General features: G+C 33.6%; 15 protein-coding genes. 10 read left to right on the plus strand and 5 right to left on the minus strand.

Annotated elements, in window-relative coordinates:
• The 7 genes from Q0787_RS06585 to Q0787_RS06615 all read left to right on the plus strand — a co-directional run bounded on the left by Q0787_RS06585 (window position 1) and on the right by Q0787_RS06615 (window position 10,664).
• A complete protein-coding gene (locus tag Q0787_RS06585) occupies window positions 1-1,248 on the plus strand; it encodes a hypothetical protein (protein WP_298901460.1) in 1,248 nt (415 codons plus the stop codon).
• Window positions 1,249-1,397: 149 nt separating this feature from the next.
• Entirely contained in the window at window positions 1,398-3,926 is a 2,529-nt protein-coding gene (locus tag Q0787_RS06590; RefSeq protein ID WP_298901461.1) for a pyruvate formate lyase family protein, read from the plus strand.
• 6 nt (window positions 3,927-3,932) lie between these two features.
• A complete protein-coding gene (locus Q0787_RS06595) occupies window positions 3,933-5,915 on the plus strand; it encodes a Dyp-type peroxidase (RefSeq protein ID WP_298901462.1) in 1,983 nt (660 codons plus the stop codon).
• 16 nt (window positions 5,916-5,931) lie between these two features.
• Window positions 5,932-7,785 (plus strand): phospholipase D-like domain-containing protein, encoded by a 1,854-nt coding sequence (locus Q0787_RS06600; protein ID WP_298901463.1) that lies wholly within the window; start codon window positions 5,932-5,934, stop codon window positions 7,783-7,785.
• 104 nt (window positions 7,786-7,889) lie between these two features.
• Entirely contained in the window at window positions 7,890-8,480 is a 591-nt protein-coding gene (locus tag Q0787_RS06605) for a HupE/UreJ family protein (protein WP_298901464.1), read from the plus strand.
• Window positions 8,481-8,621: 141 nt separating this feature from the next.
• Complete coding sequence (locus Q0787_RS06610; RefSeq protein WP_298901465.1) at window positions 8,622-9,053, plus strand: dCMP deaminase family protein; 432 nt, start codon at window positions 8,622-8,624, stop codon at window positions 9,051-9,053.
• Complete coding sequence (locus tag Q0787_RS06615) at window positions 9,054-10,664, plus strand: S41 family peptidase (RefSeq protein ID WP_298901466.1); 1,611 nt, start codon at window positions 9,054-9,056, stop codon at window positions 10,662-10,664.
• A gap of 2 nt (window positions 10,665-10,666) precedes the next feature.
• Here the strand turns inward: Q0787_RS06615 and Q0787_RS06620 are convergent, their stop codons facing one another.
• The 3 genes from Q0787_RS06620 to Q0787_RS06635 all read right to left on the minus strand — a co-directional run bounded on the left by Q0787_RS06620 (window position 10,667) and on the right by Q0787_RS06635 (window position 12,553).
• The gene (locus Q0787_RS06620) at window positions 10,667-11,143 is read right to left on the minus strand and encodes a hypothetical protein (protein ID WP_298901467.1); all 477 of its coding nucleotides are present in this window, start codon (window positions 11,141-11,143) and stop codon (window positions 10,667-10,669) included.
• Window positions 11,143-11,745 (minus strand): NAD(P)/FAD-dependent oxidoreductase, encoded by a 603-nt coding sequence (locus tag Q0787_RS06625; protein ID WP_298901468.1) that lies wholly within the window; start codon window positions 11,743-11,745, stop codon window positions 11,143-11,145. Before Q0787_RS06625 ends, Q0787_RS06620 begins: the two co-directional genes overlap by 1 nt.
• A 220-nt stretch (window positions 11,746-11,965) precedes the next feature.
• Complete coding sequence (locus tag Q0787_RS06635; protein ID WP_298901537.1) at window positions 11,966-12,553, minus strand: MarC family protein; 588 nt, start codon at window positions 12,551-12,553, stop codon at window positions 11,966-11,968.
• 112 nt (window positions 12,554-12,665) lie between these two features.
• On the opposite strand from Q0787_RS06635, the gene Q0787_RS06640 reads away from it, so the two are divergent.
• Window positions 12,666-13,232, plus strand: coding sequence for a DUF3109 family protein (locus Q0787_RS06640; RefSeq protein WP_298901470.1), 567 nt, complete (start codon window positions 12,666-12,668; stop codon window positions 13,230-13,232).
• On the opposite strand, the gene Q0787_RS06645 is transcribed toward Q0787_RS06640, so the two are convergent.
• Window positions 13,229-15,166 (minus strand): tetratricopeptide repeat protein, encoded by a 1,938-nt coding sequence (locus Q0787_RS06645; protein WP_298901471.1) that lies wholly within the window; start codon window positions 15,164-15,166, stop codon window positions 13,229-13,231. The genes Q0787_RS06640 and Q0787_RS06645 overlap by 4 nt on opposite strands.
• Before the next feature lie 55 nt (window positions 15,167-15,221).
• Window positions 15,222-15,956 carry a LytTR family DNA-binding domain-containing protein gene (locus tag Q0787_RS06650; protein WP_298901472.1) on the minus strand — a complete coding sequence of 245 codons (735 nt, stop codon included), beginning with the start codon at window positions 15,954-15,956 and terminating at the stop codon, window positions 15,222-15,224.
• Window positions 15,957-16,656: 700 nt separating this feature from the next.
• Here Q0787_RS06650 and Q0787_RS06655 point away from each other — a divergent pair.
• Window positions 16,657-17,646 (plus strand): ribonucleotide-diphosphate reductase subunit beta, encoded by a 990-nt coding sequence (locus Q0787_RS06655; RefSeq protein WP_298901473.1) that lies wholly within the window; start codon window positions 16,657-16,659, stop codon window positions 17,644-17,646.
• 213 nt (window positions 17,647-17,859) lie between these two features.
• Window positions 17,860-20,343, plus strand: coding sequence for a ribonucleoside-diphosphate reductase subunit alpha (locus Q0787_RS06660; RefSeq protein ID WP_298901474.1), 2,484 nt, complete (start codon window positions 17,860-17,862; stop codon window positions 20,341-20,343).
• Window positions 20,344-20,359: the final 16 nt, after the last annotated feature.

Here is a 20,359-nt window from a genome sequence, read left to right on the forward strand (position 1 = left end):
ATGGACGAATTCGCAACAAATATTTATAAAGACAGAATAAAATACCTAAGGCATAGGATTGTTAATGTTGGCGCACTGCTTTTAATTTTTATTATCACCTTTATTTTAATTCTTCTAAAAGAGCAGAAGCGAAAAAAGTCTTATGAAAATAAAATAATTGCTTTAAATGAAATTTTAGATTGTCCTTGGGACGAATTCCGTCAAATTTATGACGGGTTTTATATAAACTTAGATGATTATGTTAATAAGTACTCTGGACCCTATAGTGTTTTATGCGCAAAAGTAGATTCAGAGGGCTATTTCCCAGAAGAGCTCGATACTGCTAAAAAAAGACCTGTAGATAGTATAAAAAGCTATGTGAATTTTTCTGCACAAAAGTTGTCCGAATATCATAACGATTTGAGGTATTTATTAACCTTGCACAAAAGAAATAAAGGTTTTGAGGACTTAAGCAGAATGGAGATAGAAAAAGTTCTTAATGTTCTTAATTTTAGATGGGCTATAGATGATTTTTCTAAAATAACTAACGGAACTAAGTATTCAATTTTAATATCTAAGGATGCCCAAAAAAAACATGAATCCGGAGAAATAACTATAAGCGAAATAGCGCAAAACATTTATGAAGAATTGGATGATTTAGAAAAGTCTTCGGGGAAATTTAAAACCCTTGATATTATGCTCATGAATTACTATAGTCCTCACCTTGAAGGGCTATTAAAAAAAGATAACTTATTAAAAATAAATAAAATAAAAACCTCTTTAGAATTAATGCAATTTAGTAGCTATGGAGAGTTGGTTGAAAGAAATATAGATCTCAAAAAGAAAATTAATGAATTTGAAAATGATGAAAAAGTTAGAATTCCCGTTGTAAATTTTAATCTTTCTTTTAGTGAATTTGCTTTATTTGGAGGCTTAATTAATCTAGGAATATTAATCTATTTTTATTTCATGGCATTCAATCTTAAAAGGCTTTCTTATCGACTAGAAGAGGCTAAAGGTGAATCACTTAATATTGATGAAAAACGAGCCTTGTTTTTTGGCTTAGATTATCATATAAATAGGCAATGGCTTTACCTTATTATAAATACTATATTCTTTTCAATTTTGCCAATCTTATCTGTTATTTTAAGCTTAAGAAATTTTGAAAACACTGAGAATAAGGCAGTTCTGGTAGGCGTGGTGTGCTTGGTAAATATTTGGTTTTCATTTAAAATTTCAAAAACATTATTTTCCCTAAATAAAGATTAGTCATTTTTTTTCACTATATTTAAAAGGAGCATTTATAGCTCATATCTCCCTAAAGAATTAAGAATAGAATCATTTATACCCAATATTGGGTATGGTATGATGTACACATTTTTCTTAATTATGTAACCAACTTTAATTTCACTATAGAAATGCACAAGAATATTTTGAGCTACTGGCGCTCACTAGAAAATTTGCCAAACGGACATAGGGATAAACCTTCATCAAGAAATTGCATCTTACTTCAGGAAATGTTTGAAAAGTGGCATTCCAAACCCGCTTGGATTGAACAAGATCAATTGGGTCATTTGTTTGATTATTTCAAAGGAAATAGTAAACGAAAAGTTAAAGGCTTGCCCATAATGGAACGTAAAGGCTTAGCGATTCAGAAAACATTAGAATTAATAACTAGAAAAGAGTTTTGGTTTAATGGGCAAACCATGCATGTACATCCTTTAGAAACTGTAGTAGGAGCCTTACCTCCTTACTCGGTAGGTCAAGGTAAAGAGTTGATGCGGTATCTAACCGATGAAGAAACCATCCAATGGGAAATTCAATATCTAAATGAATGGTCTCCTTTTGGTCATACTGTTCCTGATCATACCGTTATTTTAGAACATGGTACTTCTGGAGTTATAACAATGTGTCAAAGCTATATGGCGAATACTAAAGATAAACGTAAAATATCATTTTATAAGTCGATTATCAATGTCATGGAAGGTGTTAATCACTATGCTAATGCTTATGCAGATCATTGTGGACGTATTAAAGACTTGTATACTTCGGACACTATTGAATATAAAAACATGGAGTCTATTTCTAATAGATTAAGACGCATTCCAGCAGAGCCAGCAACCTCTTTTATTGATGCACTTCAATGTATTTATTTTATGCATTGTGCGCTACATTTCACGGGTGAAATTGTCCCAATAGGAAGGTTAGATCAACTGCTCATAAACTATTATAAAGAAGATGTAAAGAATAAGGTGATAACAAAAGAGGAGGCTCAAGACGCTATAGATGCTTTTTGGATCAAATTAGATGAGAAAGTGATTCTTAAAAGACGATTTGCCGAAGACAGGTTTACCTCTTCAGATGGCGCCTTACTTGGGTCTGGAGCAGCTAGTAATTTTGATCAAGGCGCATTGCTCAATCAATGGATGCAGCAGATTACTATTGGAGGCACAATTGCCAATAATGATAGGACAGCCAAAGATGCAGCAAACGAAATCACAGAAATGTGCCTTAATTCGGCTAGAAGATTACCACTAAATAGCCCAACATTAGATTTGCGAGTTCATAGCAAAACCAAACCAAAAATTCTCAAATTAGCCGCAGAAGCATTAAAGAGTGGAGGCGCTCACCCAGTCTTGCTAAATGATGATAGAATAATACCAGCCTTGCATAAAAAAACAGGAGGTAATGTTGATCTCGCTAGCGCCAGAAATTATGCTTGTGATGGATGTTATGAAACCCTATTCGCCGGAGAAACAGAGTTTAGTTTTGGCTTTGTAGGTGCTCTAGATGTTCTTGAAAAAGCACTTAACAGTGGTGCGGGATTTGCATTTTCGGGAGGAACGTATTTACGAGGAAGCAAGGGGAGTTATCGAACAAAACCTGCAAGGGAGATAACATCTTTTAAGCAATTCTATGACATATTTCTTCAGCATATGGAAATTGGATGTCACAAGTTTTATAATGGCATTTTAAATCAATATGGTATAAAAGAAAACGTAAGTCCTTCTCCTTTGCTGTCTGCAATGATTGCGGGTTGTATGGAAACTGGAAGAGATATTTCAGGAGGAGGAGCGAAATACAAACTATTTTCTCCCTTAATGACAGGTATCAGTACCACAACAGATTCGCTATATGTGATTAAAAAACTCGTATTTCAGGATAAGTTTATGACGCTCGAAGAACTTGTAAGTGCACTAAGAACGAATTGGGGTAAAGAATCAGAGCTCGTTGGGAAATATATCACTAAAGAACGAATTAATGAGATAAGAGAAGCCTGTATAAGTCAACCTAAATTTGGTCATAATAATAAAGCTGTCGATGAAATTGCCTGGCAACTTATTGAAGACTTTTACGAAAAATTAGTTAAAACGAAAGCATCCAAAATTCATAAAGAGCAATGGGAAAAACTAGAAGATAAATATGGTTTGGAAGATAAGCCGTTCGAGATATTAATTGCTCCTGGTGTTGGAACTTTTGAACAATATGTTTTTGGAGGGTCTTTTGTTGGAGCAACTCCAGATGGGCGATTTAAATTTCAATCGATTGCCTCTGATATGTCTCCAGCTCCTTTAAATACTGAAATGGGTAATATTGATCAAGATTTTAGTGCGCCTTCTACAACACTTATGGAGGGGTTAAACTCCTATAAAGATTCTAGAATTGATTTATTATCAGATGGAGCACCAGCCGATTTAAATATTAGAGAAGATTTTCCATTAAACGAATTGGTAGATGTTATAGATAAATTTGCTAAAGGTAATGGTGGAAATATTCTGACATTAACAGTAGCTAACCCAGAAACCTTTGAAGAAGCTCAGAAAAATCCGGAAGACTATAATTTATTAAGAGTTAGAATGGGTGGTTGGACTGAGTTTTTTATAACCTTATTTCCAGACCATAAGGAGCAACACCGTAGAAGACCATTGTATAAATCTTTAAAATAATCACTGATGGAAAATAAAAAATCACCAATACCATTGCCAATACCATTACCATTGCCATTTTATGAAGGCTATTTTCAAAGTGGAATAAGCGATCCAAAATATCCTCTAAGCCCTCCAGAATATATCAAGGAACCTAAAAAATACAGTAGGTATAAAGGTATTATTGATAAACAAAAATGTTGTACGATAATAAGAGGCGATGTGTATTGCTCTAATCGAGAAGAGTTAAAAACTCTTTTAGAAGTCATTACAAGGTATAGTTATGAGTCGATGGAAAAAGAACCATCAAAGAATAATTTATTGCCTTTAGATCGTCCTAAGATTCCGAAAAGTTACAGAGTTACTGTTACTGTCGGGTTTGGTTATGGCCTTTTTGTTGATGAACATGAAAATGATCGATATGGTTTAAGAGGGCAGAAACCAAGGTATCTTAAACGAATGCCATCATTTCCAGGCGATGATTTTAATCCAAAAGAAACGCAATCCGATATCATTATTATTGTAGCCAGCGATAGTCAATATGTAAATGTTAGTATCGCTCGATATTTCTCAGAAAAGATAAATAAAACTTGCTCAGATAAGTTGGAACTGGATACAGTTAAGACATTATTTAAAGTAGATTCTGTTGAGCATGGTTTTGGTAGACCAGATGAAAGAGAATTCCTTAGATTTAATGATGGTATAGATAATTTAAGATCTGAAGTTGATTTAGAAGAATTGGTTTTTGTAGATAAACGTTCTCACGAACCTTCTTGGTGTGTTAATGGATCGTATATGGTCTATCGAAAAATTCGAGAAATGATGCCTGTATGGGAAGCATTTACAGATAAAACTCAAAGTCACATGATAGGAAGAGACAAAGGATCGAGCAAGCCATTGTCACGAAAAAAAACAGGTGATGATAAATTAACACCTGTTTATCCTAACCCTAAAGATAAAAGAGACGGGAAATTAAATTCTCATATTAGAAAAGTACAACCAAGACGACCAGACCCAGATTTGTTTGGAATTAATGATTTAGACAGGCGTTTTTTGAGACGACCGTATCCTTTCTTTGATGGCGTTGATGAAAACGGAAAAGGCGTCAATGGCTTACAGTTTGTTGCCTATATGAAAAATATTCAGCAGCAATTTGAACATGTAACAAACATGTGGCAAATGAACGAAGATTTCCCTGTACCAGGAACTGGAATTGATGCGCTTTATGCTAAGGAGGTTTTAAAAACTGTTGATGGTGGTTACTATTTTTGCCCACCAGCACCGCAAAATAGAAGAGACTTTTTAGGTTCTGGAATGTTTCAAGAGTTTGGACCTAAAACCTATAAAATTCCAGATTACATTTATGGGGAAGGCGTGACGTTTATTGATATAGACGAAACTGTGTTTAGGACCTTTGCAATGGTAAAAGTAATCAAAGATGGCAAGGTTGAAAAATTGTTGAACAATCAAGAATTTAATACATACGAACTTCAGGAAGGTGAATCTTATGATTTTGGAGAGTTTAAAAACGCCAAAATATTTAAAGAAACATCAAAACCTATCAACGCAATGTTATCAAGAGTTAAAGAGATTATTCATAGAGTTACAACTAGGTCTGAAGGGAGCATGGTAGTCTTCCTAACGGCTAGAAGCGATTTTGATAACAAAGACATATTTCTAAATACCTTTAGAAGGTATGGAATAGATATGGATTCTGATCGTGTTTACGTTGAAAGATCTGGAAACGACACGTCAAATATTTCAGTTGCTGAAAAAAAGAAAAAGGTGATTCTAAAATATTTAAAAGAAGAACGGTTTAGAAGGGTTAGACTTATTGATGATGATAAAAAAAATCTAACAGAGTTTTTAGAACTGTCTAAGTCCGTTCCAAAGCCGATTATAGACGCCGTTATAAAAAAACATCATCTAACAGATGACATGATTCCAATTAAATTTAGCGCTTTTATTGTAGATCATGGTGAAATGAAGCCATTTACAGAAGAAGACTAACTAAACAAGAAATACAATGAGAGTTAAAGTTAAAAATGACAGTCTATCGGTTAAGGCCATAGCAGGCACAGAAGTTATTCTATTTGGTTTAAATGTTCCTGACGACGAAATCAATGAACTTTTAGGGTTTAAAATTGAAAAAAAAATAAAAAATTCTTGGTATTCACTACATGACGGAAGAACGTTTATTGATTCAGATAAATCTTTAATACAAAGGTTTATGTGGAGTGATTACCAAGTGGACTCAGCAACGGCGTACACATACAGAATTGCTGCCGCTTATGGCACTCTAGATGACCTGAGATTTTCTGAAACCATTACTATCGATATAACGACAGAAAACCCAGATGATGACAAGCATGGTGTGTTTTTTAACAGAGGAGTCGCGGGAAGTCAAGCCTACTCAAGGCGTTTTGAGAAGTATCAAAAATGGTACAAGGACGATCCTACAGAACAAGACCCTACGAAAGTAAGATATACACGATTTCTTAAACCTGCAGATATTCCGAAAAGAGAAGCCTATAAATGGTTGTCTCGAGGCTTGGAAGAAGCGTTATTAGATTTTATTGGTCAGGCTAAAAATAGTAAGTATTCAATACGCGCTTCCATATATGAATTGTCACATTTCCCAGCTGCACAAGCATTTGTTGATGCCTTAGAACGTGGTGCTGATGTTAAAGTTATTCATCATGCAAAAAAACAAACAGCATACAGGAGGTATTCAAATAAACAAGCGGTTACAACAGTAGCTGTTGATGGTTCTAAAGAAGTCGTTTTCAAAGGGTCTGAAATTAAAAAAGATAGAATTCCAGATGGGATTAGTCAAGTCGCAATGCGAACCATGGGTTCTGTTGGAATCTCAAAATCGAAGTATTTAGACGCTTTTAAAACCATACTGTTACCGCGTACCGAAGCTAATATTTCACATAATAAATTTATCATTTTGTTGGAGAATGATATCCCGATTCAAGTATGGACAGGCTCTACAAATTTAACTGGTGGAGGGCTGTTTGGGCAATCTAATGTTGGGCAAATTATTAGGGATAATGACATTGCTTTAGAGTACTTTAAATATTGGGAAAAATTGTCTGAAAACCCTAAAAAATCAAGTAGCAAAAAAACAGGTCAGGGTATTAGAGATTGGCTTAAAGAAAAAAATCCAAATCTTGATGGTAATGTTCCCGAAGATAGTGTGAATGCTATTTTCAGTCCAAGATCAGATGAAAAGATGCTGCAATGGTATGCAGACAGAATAGACCAAGCTAAGAATTCTGTGTTTCTAACTTTAGCCTTTTCAATTGATGATAGTTTTTTTAATGTTGTAAAGAAAAAAGCACAACATGCAGAGACCTCTGCCTTTTTAAGATATCTATTAGTTGAGAGTAAAAATGCTCAATACATCAAACCTAAATATCCAGATATGGTTAAATGTGAGCAAAATAGAGTTGCTCATGGTGATAAATTAAGAGCTAGAAGAGGAGCTAATAAAACAGAAGAATTAATAGAATCTCTTACAGGTTTAAATCACAACGTAAATTATTTACACACCAAATATATGATTATTGACGCTTTAACTGAAGATCCAATTGTGATATCTGGATCGGCAAATTTCAGTAAAGCGTCTACATGTGATAATGATGAAAACATGTTAATCATTAGAGGGAATACTAGAATTACAGATATCTATTTAACCGAGTTTATGCGCATGTTTAACCATTTCCGCAATCGAAATGTTGAGAATGCCCTCAACAACGCCGATTATCAGAAGACACTCCATCTAACTTCAGATGACTCATGGGTGAAACCTTATTTTAAAACGGGAAGCCCAATGTCAAACGAACGCATACTCTTTAGCGTAGAAGGAGAATAACACTAAAATCAATTTAGAACCGAATGGGCTTTAACACGAACGTTAAAGCCTTTTTCATTATCAATTATAAAATGTAACTTTGATTCCACCCAAATAAAATTATTATGATTGACAATTTCGTGTCAAATTTTCAAGATGGCGTTTTCCACGTACTCCATTTAAAAGCCTACGATCACATTTTATTTTTAATAGTACTTGCTATACCATATTTGTTTAAAGATTGGAAGCGCGTGTTACTCTTAGTTACCGTGTTCACACTTGGGCATTGTGTATCTCTTGGCTTAACTACTTATAACATTATTAGTGTAAATGTAAGATTGATTGAGCTTTTAATTCCAATTACCATATTAATTGTAGCCCTTTTTAACGTATTTACTTCAGGGAAGAAATCTCATGGAAAGACCATCGGACTTCTGTTTTTTGTAAGTTTATTTTTTGGATTGATTCACGGATTAGGTTTTGTAAGTACGTTTGAAAAACTCATTTCTAGTTCAGAGAATAAATTACTCGCACTTCTTGAAATAGGTTTAGGAATCGAAGTTGGTCAGCTTATTACCGTGTTTATTGTAATCTTTTTAAGTTTTTTATGTCAGACTATATTTAGATTTTCAAAACGAGATTGGGTTATGGTCATCTCGGCAATTGTTGTTGGTTTCGTTTTACCAATGATAATTAATAGCGAAATGTTGTCCTAAAACTGACTAACAACATAAGTTTTGATAAAACTTTAACGTTATCAAAGTCTTAAAACCCTAGAAACATTTTTAATAATTATTACATTTGACTTATAACGTGTTTGTTGTTCTTCGGAAAATAGCCAACACTAAAACTAAATAATGCCAGAGAATAAACAATTACGATACGATAAAGCTTACCTTAGAATTGCTAAAGAATGGGGAAAACTATCACATTGCAAACGCAAGCAAGTAGGTGCTTTGATTGTTAAAGATAGAATGATAATATCTGATGGCTATAACGGAACACCAACGGGGTTTGAGAACTATTGTGAGGATGATGATGGCTACACAAAATGGTATGTTTTGCACGCCGAGGCAAATGCTATTCTAAAAGTTGCGGCTTCCACACAGTCTTGTAAAGGTTCAACATTATACATTACATTGTCTCCGTGTAAAGAGTGTAGTAAACTTATTCACCAGGCAGGAATTGTAAGAGTTGTTTATAGTGAAGCCTATAAAGATTGCTCAGGAATTGCATTTTTAGAAAAAGCAGGCATAGAATTAACATTAATAGAAGACGTCAAAGTATAAATGACAATCGATAAAAAATACATACCACTTATTGTAGGTGTCGCAATTGCGGCTGGTGTCTTTATTGGCGGACAATTGAATTTTGAAGATACTTCCGATCGATTATTTACTTCTAATAGCAAAAAAGACAAACTTAATAGACTTATAGATTATATAGATTATGAGTACGTCGATGATGTTAACACAGATAGCATTGTTGATGTAACTGTTAATGGAATTTTAGATAATCTAGATCCACATTCTACCTATATTCCAAAAAGCGAATTAGAGCGGGTTACCAATAATATGAAAGGGGACTTTGTAGGGCTAGGTGTTAATTTTTATACTTACAACGATACCATTACTGTTATTAGAACCGTCGAAGGAGGACCAAGTGAAAAAGCAGGAATTAAAGCTGGTGACCGAATTCTTATGGCAGATGGTGATTCTATCTTCGGAAAAGAATGGAGTAATGCCGATATCATCCAGAAATTAAAAGGCGAAAAAGGTTCAAAAGTTAAACTTTCAGTATATAGAAAAGGAGAAGATAAATTACTTGAATTTAAGGTAAAACGTGATGTCGTGCCTATTAAAAGTGTTGATGCAGCTTATATGCTTACCGATAATTTAGGTTATATAAAAATTAATCGTTTTGCCGAATCAACCTATAAAGAATTTAAAAGAGCACTCGATAGGTTACAAGATCAAGGGGCTACGCAGTTGGCTTTAGATTTACGAGATAATCCTGGAGGTTTTTTAGGAATTGCCGAACAGATTGTAGATGAGTTTTTGGAAGATGACAAACTTATTCTGTTTACTAAAAATAAAAAAGGAAAAAAAGAATACAGCTATGCTACTCGCGACGGTGATTTTGAAGAAGGCGAAATCTATATTATGATTAATGAAAGCTCTGCATCGGCAAGCGAAATTGTAGCAGGTGCTTTACAGGATAATGATAAAGGTACAATTGTAGGAAGACGAAGTTATGGGAAAGGTCTTGTACAGCGCGAAATGTCTCTTGGTGATGGAAGTGCAGTTAGATTAACCGTGTCTAGATACTATACGCCAACGGGTCGTTCTATTCAAAGACCTTATGATAGTGGTAAAAATAATGATTATTATAACGACTATTACAAACGCTTAAGTAATGGTGAATTTGAAGATGCAGAAAGCATTAAAATTGCAGACTCTTTAAAGTTTAAAACACCAGAAGGTAAGATTGTTTATGGAGGTGGAGGTATTATTCCAGATATTTTTGTGCCCTTAAATACTTCTGTACAAAACGAAACATTGAATTACTTAAAAAGACGCGAGTATATCAGCAATTTTGTGTTTACAGAGCTTGATAAAGATCGAAGTGTTTACGAAGGTGTTGAAGCAAATGATTTTATCAATAATTTTGAAGTTAGTGATGACATTGTGGTTAAATTTCAAGATTTTGTTAACTTGAAAGAACGCACAAATATCACTTTTGTGGCTTATCATGATCAAATGCGCCGACTTATAAAATCTGAGCTAGCCGAACAGCTTTTTGGTAGCAATGAAGCCGAAAAAATCCTTAACGAAAATGACGATATGATTGAAGAGGTTGTCTTACTGAGTCAAAGAATTGACGAGCAAGAAGATAACTAAAATCACAACCTTGTATATACGTATATCAAATAGAATATGCAGCCTAAAAAGAAACACCCCAAAATTAAGCCTACAAAATTATTCGACTCTATGTCTTCTTTTAATTTAATTGGATCTATATAATTTGTTTGAGCTTTGGTAATTTGATATATAGACTTCCCTCCGTCAAGTTCTAATGTTAAAGAATCACCGGGTTTAACTTCATTTAGGAACGATTTTTTATTCAATGCACTAATGTATATCCTGGGAATATTATATTTTGTTCCATCTAAAAAAACGAAATAATGAGTTTTAGTTGATTTATTTGAGCGTCGTTTTTTCTCCTGATAGGCATTAAAAATGCCACTTACACTAGATTTTTCTGAATTATCTTCGGAAAAGTAACCATAGAATATCCCAGAAACCATCAAAACACATACTACAATAAGTATGAGTATTTCTTTCTTACTTGGCTTCTTTTTTTTCTTTTTCTTTCCCATTACAATTTGTCATGAATTTTTGTGTGTTTTCCATTATTCCACAGAGTTAAAATATCTGTAGCAACCTGTGCTCCACTTCCTGAAGCAATAGCAAATTGACTTCTCCATCCTGCTAGAGTTCCGGCAACATACAAACCATGATCCACCAAATGATCGTCATTTTTTAACCAAATACGCTCTTTTTCCAAATTTGCTCTTGGATGAGGTTCAATATAATTTTCAAGACCTTTAATGGTTAACAGCTTAGTATATCCAACGGTAATTACGACTACTTTAGATGTATAAACAGACTTATTTGTAGTGATAACAAAATGATCCGAAGATTTTATAATTGAGCTTACTTTTTCGTTTTCAATCAAATCAACATGAGGATACAAATGCTCAAGTTGAGCCCTACCACTTTCTAAAATATCTGAGCCCAAAGTTCCAGGAGTCAATCCTAATACGTTATTGAATAAGGCGCTTTGTAAATGAGATGTTCGTTGATGCATCACAATACCAATATGCTTATCCTCAGCAAAAGGTTTAGATTTTGCTGAGCCTAATACTAAAGCGCATGACATGCCAGCGGCACCACCACCAATAATTAAAACATCATACATTAACGGCGTCCCTTTAATTTTTGATCCACGCGTTTCGAAAACCGTAAAATTTGTAATAACACTATGGCACAAAGTGAGGCCAAAATAGTAATAAGTGCTATAACGCTTTGTCCCTCAAAGAGGTTATTAAAGTCAAGTTTTGTAGCATTATAAATAATAAGGGCGGTAGCAACAATGGTCGCTAAAATTGTGAAAAATTTCATGTGTCTAGTACATTTAATTAAGCCAGCTCAAAAAGCGCTTTTATGTTATGGGCAAATAATTTTACAGCAATAGCTAATAGAATAACACCAAATATTTTACGTATGATATTGATTCCGTTTTGTCCAATTAGGCGTTCAATTTTTGCCGAAGTTTTCAATACAATAAAGATAATGATAACATTTAGTATTACGGCAATAATTATATTTTCAATGCGATATTCAGCTCTTAGTGATAATAATGTGGTTAAACTTCCAGGTCCTGCAATTAAAGGAAAAGCTAAAGGGAAAACCGAAGCGGTCATCTCGGAGCCTTCTTCTTGTTTGTATAAAGTGATTCCTAAAATCATTTCTAAAGCGATGAAAAATAAGATGAAGGCACCTGCAACCGCAAATGAATTAACACCAACACCTAAAAAAGACAAAATTGTTTTTCCTAGAAACAAAAAGAAAACCATAATTACACCTGCAATAATGGATGCCTTTTCACTTTGTATATGTCCTGCTTTTTTACGTAAATCAATAATTATCGGAATGTTTCCAATAATATCTATAACGGCAAATAATATCATAAATGCCGTAAATATTTCTTTAAAACTTAATTGAATATCCATAAGATCTAATTTTTCCGCAAAAGTACCTCTTTAACTCATATATATAACATTAAATAATTGTAAAGTTTGACTATTTTTGCCACGAAGGTTTTGATTGTAAAAAATTATGTTTCAGTTAGGAAAAACAATAGTTTCAGAGGCTATTATCGAAAAGGATTTTGTCTGTAATTTATCGGCGTGCAAAGGTGCTTGTTGCATTGATGGTGATGCTGGCGCTCCCTTAGATGCACAAGAAGCACAAATTCTTGAAACTATTTATCCTAAGTTAAAACCTTTTTTACGACAAGAAGGGATTGATGCAATTGAAAAGCAGGGCACTCACATTACTACAGATTTTGGAGACTTAGAAACACCGTTGATTAATGGTGCCGATTGTGCCTATGTGATTTTTGATGATAAGAAAACAGCTCTTTGCGGAATTGAGGAGGCCTACAATCAAGGTGAAATTGAATGGAAAAAGCCAGTGTCTTGCCATTTATATCCCATTCGTGTAAAGGATTACTCTGAGTTTTCTGCCGTAAATTATGATAAATGGGAAATATGCGATGATGCTTGCACGCTTGGAAAAGAATTGCAAGTTCCTGTGTACAAATTTGTAAAAGAAGCACTAATAAGAAAGTTTGGTGAAGATTGGTACACCGAATTAGAGAACGTTGCAGAGAATTATCGTTAGGCTGTTTGCAAGACACTTGGTCGCGTTGGAATTTCTACAATAACCTTAGTGCCTTTAGCCTTTCTATTATCGTCATATAAGTCTTCAATAGCAATGCGATAATCATTGGTGTAGCCTTTAGAAAAATTGGCTAATCGGGCTTTAGTAATGGCGATACCAACAGATTTCCGCTTGAGAAGTTTATCTCTATTAATTTTTTCGGCCTCCTGTCTTCCAATACCATTATCTGTAATTGAGATGCTAACAAAGTCATCTTGTTTACGATACACGCGCAGCGTTATGCGTTTGTCATCTTTTTTTGATGATAAACCATGCCACAACGCATTTTCAAGAAAGGGTTGTAATACTAGAGAAGGTACTTTTATATTGGCAGTACTTATATTATCATCTATCTTGATTTCGAAATCAATTTCATTAGAAAATCTGATGTTTTCAATATTCATATAAAGCTGCATAGTATCTAATTCATCTTCTAAAGAAATCTCTTTTTCCGAAGAAGCCACCAAAATTTTCCGTATCAGTTTAGAGAATTTATTTAAATAGTATACGGCATTCTCTTTTTCATTATTTATGATATATAATTTGATAGAATTAAGAGAGTTGAAAATAAAATGCGGATTCATTTGACTGCGAAGCATATCCTGTTCTAAGGTCAGTATTTGTTTTTCCTGTTGTAACTGGCGATGTCTATAAAGAGATACTAAAATACCTACGATAATAGCTAAGGCTAACATGGAGTACCAAAAAATCTTTTGGTTACGCTCTAGCTTTGATTTTACAATGAGGTTTTCATCTGCCAGAGCCTTAATTTCTTTATTTTTAGCCTCATTTTCGTATTGAATAATAACATCGTTAACATAACGCAAGTTACGATCGTTATTGATTGTTTTTTCGATAGTTACAGAGGCTTTATAATGGTCTAATGATAATTGATAATCTTTCGTTTTATAATATAATTCTGAAAGATGTTTGTCGGCTTCAACAATAGATGAGTTGAGGTTATATTGTTTAGCCACTTTGAGTCCTTCTTTAAGATTGTCCTCAGAAGCAGACAAGTCTCCAAGTTCTTTCTGTACCCAACCAAGATTAATGTATGATGCTGCGATATAGAATTGATCATTAATATGTAATGCTTTGTCTAGAGCCTTTTCAATAATCACTTTGGCATCTAAATACTTGTGTTGCTTGATATAAACTTGTCCGATGCTGTTGTAGCAAATCACTCGACCCAAATTCGAGTTTATCTGTTCGTTGTATTCTAAGGATAGTTTATAGTTGCGAAGTGCGTTTCCAAACTCACCTTGAGCTTCGTATGCATATCCAATATTTTGATAATTAATGGCTAATCCTAACCTGTTTCCCGCTTTTTTTTCGATTTCTAGTGATTTTTCAAACTGTTTTAGGGCCAAATCGTATTGCTCTAAAATAAGATAGATATTACCAATGCTATTTTGTGATACTGCAATATTATAGGATATCGTTGCCGATGGATGGTCAACAGATCTCGAAATATCTAAGGCCTTAGTATGAAAATCTAAAGCAGGTTTTACTAAGTCCATTCTACGATAAGCAACACCAATATTATTTAAGCTCACCACTTTTAACTCTGTGTTATCTGAAATATCAGCTAATGTTTTTGCTTTTTTGTGCGCTTCAATAGACTGTTGATAGTGTGATATGTTTCTGTAAAGAGCGCCTAAGGCATTTAAACCGTAGCTTTCGGCTTCTGGGTAATTAATGCTACTGGCTTTATTGATTAAGGTCTTAATTTTTACACTGTCTCTCAAATACGGTTTAAAAATAGAATCAATGCGTGTATATTGTTTGGGTTTTGAAGATATTAAACTAGCAATATCCTGTTCAAATTTTGATTGTTGATTTTGACTAAAAGAATCGTTTGAGTTAAAAAGACACAACATTAGTATAGCTACCAATAATCGATGGCTAAGTTGATACGTTGTATTTGAATTAAGGCGTTTCAAATGATAATTATAACTTTTCTAAAAAGTCAGATTTACGTTGTCTTGCAACGGGGATTTTATGATTAGACTCCATAACAACATAACCTTCATTTTTAATAAACTCTTTAATTTTATTCAAGTTAATAATAAATGAGTTATGTATTCTGAAAAAATAATGATCTGGCAGAATAGCGTTAACTTCTTTAAGTTTTTTCGTAATAACAATGTTTTGTTGCTTTGTAGTTACAATAGTGCTGTAATTACCATCAGATTCAACATATAAAATATCGTCAATATCTAAGAAAATTAACTTGCCATCTGTATTAATGGTAATTTTTTTCTTGTCGAAACGCTCGTTAAAACTTAGAAGTACGTCTTCAATCTTTGAAGAATTAACCAACCTAGAATTAAACTTTTTGATTTTTTGAATGGTGTCTTCTAAATCGTCGGAGTCTATTGGTTTTAATAAATAATCTATAGCCTCATGCTTCAGAGCTTTAATGGCATATTCGTCATAGGCTGTTGTGATGACAACGGCAAAGTCTTTATTAGATAATTTTTCAAGAAACTGAAACCCATCCATAGTTGGCATTTGTATGTCCAAAAACAGGCAATCTGGCGTATTGTTGTTTAGATACCCAATAGCTTCTTCGGGATTAGAAAACGTTTCTATAATTTCAATGTCTTCACTAAAATTGGTGAGTTCCCATGACAATCCTTGAATTGCTTTTGGTTCGTCATCGACTATAACTGCTTTAATCATAGTATCAAATATAAAATATAATACAATAACATGTTCGTATTATGTATAGTTAGCACTATTTCCTGTGTAATGTGTTTTAAAGTTTGTATTTGCTCTTGGTAAGTACCAATTATACACTTTTTATAACCAACCATACAAATGGAAACTTTAGGTCTTAAAATATTTATCATATTTGAAATGAAATTAAGATGACCAATCAACTTAATCGAAAAATATAGAGTGATCGTGGGGATTCACTTTTTGATTAAATGCTATTAATCATTAAAAAAGTCAGGCTCACACCTGACTTTTTTTAATCTTAATTTCGATTAACACGACTTCACATTAGTAAATAGTTTTAGTTAGTTTAGTTAATTATTAGGGATAAAGAGAGCATTTCAATGCTCTCTTTTTTTGTTTGGTTTTAATTCGATTTTTCAGATTATAAACTTATAGTAAACATCACTTGTGACTGCGTATTTAATAGGATAATACTTACGTTTTTGTGATAACGAAATATTTTGCAACTTATTGATAATCAATTAAATAAAATTATTTTTAACAATTCTTTGATTTTTTTGCTAATTCTCTAATTGTTAAAAACTTGTTGAAAAGCTTTCCGAAAAAACACCGAAATATCTCATACATTTTTGAATCTTTGTTAGTCCCAAATCACACTAAAATTTTCAGCTTTTTTTTTAATTTAAAAAACCAATTTAATATGTCTCAAGTTGTAGAACCAATTTTACAAGAAAACAAAGATCGATTCGTGATTTTTCCAATTCAGCACCATGATTTGTGGGAATGGTATAAAAAATCTGAAGCTAGTATGTGGACTGCCGAGGAAATTGATCTGCACCAAGATATTACAGATTGGACAGACAAATTAACAGACGACGAGCGCTACTTTATTAAACACGTTTTGGCCTTTTTTGCAGCAAGTGATGGTATCGTAAACGAGAATTTAGCTGAAAATTTCGTGAATGAAGTACAATATAGCGAAGCCAAATTTTTCTACGGTTTTCAAATTATGATGGAAAACATTCACAGTGAAACCTACTCATTACTAATTGACACGTATGTAAAAGACGAAAAAGAAAAAGCTAAACTATTTAATGCCATTGAAACTTTCCCTGCTATTAAAAAGAAAGCAGATTGGGCCTTAAAATGGATTGAATCTCCAAGTTTTGCTGAACGTTTAATTGCTTTTGCAGCAGTTGAGGGTATTTTCTTTTCAGGATCTTTTTGTTCTATATTTTGGTTGAAAAAACGTGGTTTAATGCCAGGTTTGACGTTTTCTAATGAGTTAATTTCTCGTGATGAAGGTATGCATTGTGATTTTGCTGTGCACTTACACGAACATCACTTAGTAAACAAAGTATCAAAAGAACGTATTAAAGACATTATTGTAGATGCTTTAAATATAGAAAGAGAGTTTATCACAGAATCACTTCCTGTTAGTTTAATAGGAATGAATGCTAAACTTATGTCACAATATTTAGAGTTCGTAACCGATGGACTATTAGCAGATTTAGGTTGTGAGAAAGTTTACAATACAGCAAATCCTTTCGACTTCATGGATATGATTTCGCTTCAAGGAAAAACGAACTTCTTCGAAAAACGTGTATCTGAATATCAAAAGGCAGGTGTTCTTAATAAAGAAGAAGAAGAAAATAAATACGACTTTGGCTCAGATAATTTCGATTTCTAGAGCTTAGAGTAAATCAAAGACAGAAGTATTTTAATTGGCATATCGTTTCCGTAGTTAATCAACTTCAGAATATAGTAGTACAGCCAATTTTAATTTCAATATAAAAACCTAATTAATTAACAAGCTATAAATCAACTTCCTGTAGGTTTATAGTTCCAACTAACCCTTTTTTCTGAACCCTAATTCAGAAAAGAACTAAAAAATGTGTAAAGTATGTATGTAGTAAAAAGAGATGGAAGAAAAGAACCTATCATGTTCGACAAAATTACGTCAAGAGTACGTAAATTATGTTACGGACTTAACGAACTTGTAGATCCTATTAAAGTAGCAATGCGTGTCATTGATGGATTATATGATGGTGTAACTACAAGTGAATTAGATAATTTGGCTGCAGAACAAGCAGCAACGATGACAACCGCACATCCCGATTATGCACGTTTGGCAGCTCGTATTTCAGTCTCTAACCTACACAAAAACACAAAGAAGACCTTTAGCGAGGTCATGACAGATTTATATACTTACGTTAACCCAAGAACAGGAAAAAAAGCACCACTATTAAGTGATGAGGTATACAACGTAATCACCGAAAATAAAGATAAATTAGATTCTGCTATTATCTATAATCGCGATTTTGGTTACGATTATTTCGGGTTTAAAACCTTAGAGCGTTCTTACCTTTTAAAATTAAATGGAAAAATTGCTGAACGCCCACAACATATGCTTATGCGTGTCTCTATTGGAATTCACCTTAATGATTTGGATGCCGCTTTAGAGACCTATGAGTTAATGTCTAAAAAATACTTTACACACGCAACACCAACATTATTTAACTCTGGAACTCCAAAACCTCAAATGTCATCTTGTTTCTTATTAACAATGAAAGATGATAGCATTGATGGTATTTACGATACATTAAAACAAACAGCAAAAATTTCTCAATCAGCTGGCGGAATAGGATTATCTATTCATAATATTAGAGCCACTGGAAGTTATATCGCAGGAACCAACGGAACAAGTAATGGTATAGTGCCAATGCTTAAAGTGTTTAATGATACTGCACGTTATGTAGATCAAGGTGGCGGAAAACGTAAAGGAAGTTTTGCAATGTATATCGAGCCATGGCATGCCGATATTATGAGTTTCTTAGACCTTAAGAAAAATCATGGTGCAGAAGAATTACGTGCTCGCGACTTGTTTTATGCAATGTGGATGCCAGATTTGTTCATGAAACGTGTTCAGGAAGATGCTGAGTGGACACTCATGTGCCCTAACGAATGCCCAGGTTTATGTGATGTGCATAGCGAAGAATTTGAGGCATTATATACAAAATATGAAGCCGAAGGTAAAGGTCGTAAAGCTATAAAAGCGCGTGAACTTTGGGAGAAAATTTTAGAATCTCAAATTGAAACAGGAACACCTTACATGTTGTATAAAGATGCAGCAAATCGTAAGTCTAATCAGAAAAACTTAGGAACAATTCGTTCGTCAAACTTATGTACAGAAATAATGGAATATACCTCTGAAGATGAGGTTGCTGTATGTAATTTAGCATCAATTGCATTACCAATGTTTGTTAAAAATGGCGCGTTTGATCACAAAGAATTATTTAGAATTACAAAACGTGTAACTAAGAATTTAAACAGAGTTATCGATAGAAATTACTATCCAGTAAAAGAAGCCGAAAACTCTAATTTCCGTCATAGACCTGTTGGATTAGGAGTACAAGGTTTGGCAGATACATTCATTAAATTACGTTTACCGTTTACAAGTGATGAGGCTAAAAAATTAAATCAAGATATTTTTGAAACCCTTTATTTTGCAGCTGTAACAGCAAGTATGGAAGAGGCTAAAGCCGATGGTCCTTATGAAAGTTATGAAGGATCACCAATTAGTAAAGGAGAATTCCAATACAACCTTTGGGGTATTAAAGATGAAGAATTGAGCGGACTATGGGATTGGGCGAAATTACGTAAGCAAGTATTAAAGAATGGTGTACGTAACTCATTATTAGTCGCACCTATGCCAACAGCATCGACGTCTCAAATTCTTGGAAACAACGAATGCTTTGAACCATATACTTCTAATATCTATACACGTCGTGTATTATCTGGAGAATTTATCGTTGTAAATAAGCATTTATTAGAAGATCTTGTTGAACTAGGTCTTTGGGATGAAGGTTTGAAAAATGAAATTATGAGAGCAAATGGATCTATTCAAAACGTAGATAACATTCCTCAAGATATAAAAGAGCTTTACAAAACAGTTTGGGAGTTGAGCATGAAAGATATCATTGATATGTCTCGCCATAGAGGATATTTTATAGATCAATCTCAGTCACTTAACTTGTTTATGGAAGGTGCAACAATGGCAAAATTAACATCTATGCATTTCTATGCTTGGAAAAGCGGATTGAAAACAGGAATGTACTACTTGCGTACTAAGAGTGCTGTAGATGCCAAGAAGGTTACCATTGCTAGAACAGAAAAAACGGAGCCTGTTGCTGTTGCTCAAACGCAACAAGTAGTCGTAGATAATGTTGCTCAAAAGCAACAAAAAGCTGCCGAAACTGCTGCAAAGTTTGCAAAACAAACAGCAGAGAAAGTAGAAGTAGAACCAATGAGTGCAGAAGAAATGAAGGCATTAATTGCTCAAGCTAAAGAAGGCGAAGGTGATGACTGCTTAATGTGTGGTTCTTAGTAATTAAGTGTTAGAT

It is taken from the genome of uncultured Psychroserpens sp. (genome assembly GCF_947492715.1).
GTDB lineage: Bacteria > Bacteroidota > Bacteroidia > Flavobacteriales > Flavobacteriaceae > Psychroserpens.

What these genes read in the sequence shown, in the direction of transcription:
- Q0787_RS06615 (WP_298901466.1), top strand. Translation starts at nt 9,054, where the DNA reads ATGACAATCGATAAAAAATACATACCACTTATTGTAGGTGTCGCAATT.
- Q0787_RS06625 (WP_298901468.1), bottom strand. Translation starts at nt 11,745, where the DNA reads ATGTATGATGTTTTAATTATTGGTGGTGGTGCCGCTGGCATGTCATGC.
- Q0787_RS06655 (WP_298901473.1), top strand. Translation starts at nt 16,657, where the DNA reads ATGTCTCAAGTTGTAGAACCAATTTTACAAGAAAACAAAGATCGATTC.
- Q0787_RS06585 (WP_298901460.1), top strand. Translation starts at nt 1, where the DNA reads ATGGACGAATTCGCAACAAATATTTATAAAGACAGAATAAAATACCTA.
- Q0787_RS06595 (WP_298901462.1), top strand. Translation starts at nt 3,933, where the DNA reads ATGGAAAATAAAAAATCACCAATACCATTGCCAATACCATTACCATTG.
- Q0787_RS06590 (WP_298901461.1), top strand. Translation starts at nt 1,398, where the DNA reads ATGCACAAGAATATTTTGAGCTACTGGCGCTCACTAGAAAATTTGCCA.
- Q0787_RS06660 (WP_298901474.1), top strand. Translation starts at nt 17,860, where the DNA reads ATGTATGTAGTAAAAAGAGATGGAAGAAAAGAACCTATCATGTTCGAC.
- Q0787_RS06620 (WP_298901467.1), bottom strand. Translation starts at nt 11,143, where the DNA reads ATGGGAAAGAAAAAGAAAAAAAAGAAGCCAAGTAAGAAAGAAATACTC.
- Q0787_RS06650 (WP_298901472.1), bottom strand. Translation starts at nt 15,956, where the DNA reads ATGATTAAAGCAGTTATAGTCGATGACGAACCAAAAGCAATTCAAGGA.
- Q0787_RS06605 (WP_298901464.1), top strand. Translation starts at nt 7,890, where the DNA reads ATGATTGACAATTTCGTGTCAAATTTTCAAGATGGCGTTTTCCACGTA.
- Q0787_RS06600 (WP_298901463.1), top strand. Translation starts at nt 5,932, where the DNA reads ATGAGAGTTAAAGTTAAAAATGACAGTCTATCGGTTAAGGCCATAGCA.
- Q0787_RS06610 (WP_298901465.1), top strand. Translation starts at nt 8,622, where the DNA reads ATGCCAGAGAATAAACAATTACGATACGATAAAGCTTACCTTAGAATT.
- Q0787_RS06640 (WP_298901470.1), top strand. Translation starts at nt 12,666, where the DNA reads ATGTTTCAGTTAGGAAAAACAATAGTTTCAGAGGCTATTATCGAAAAG.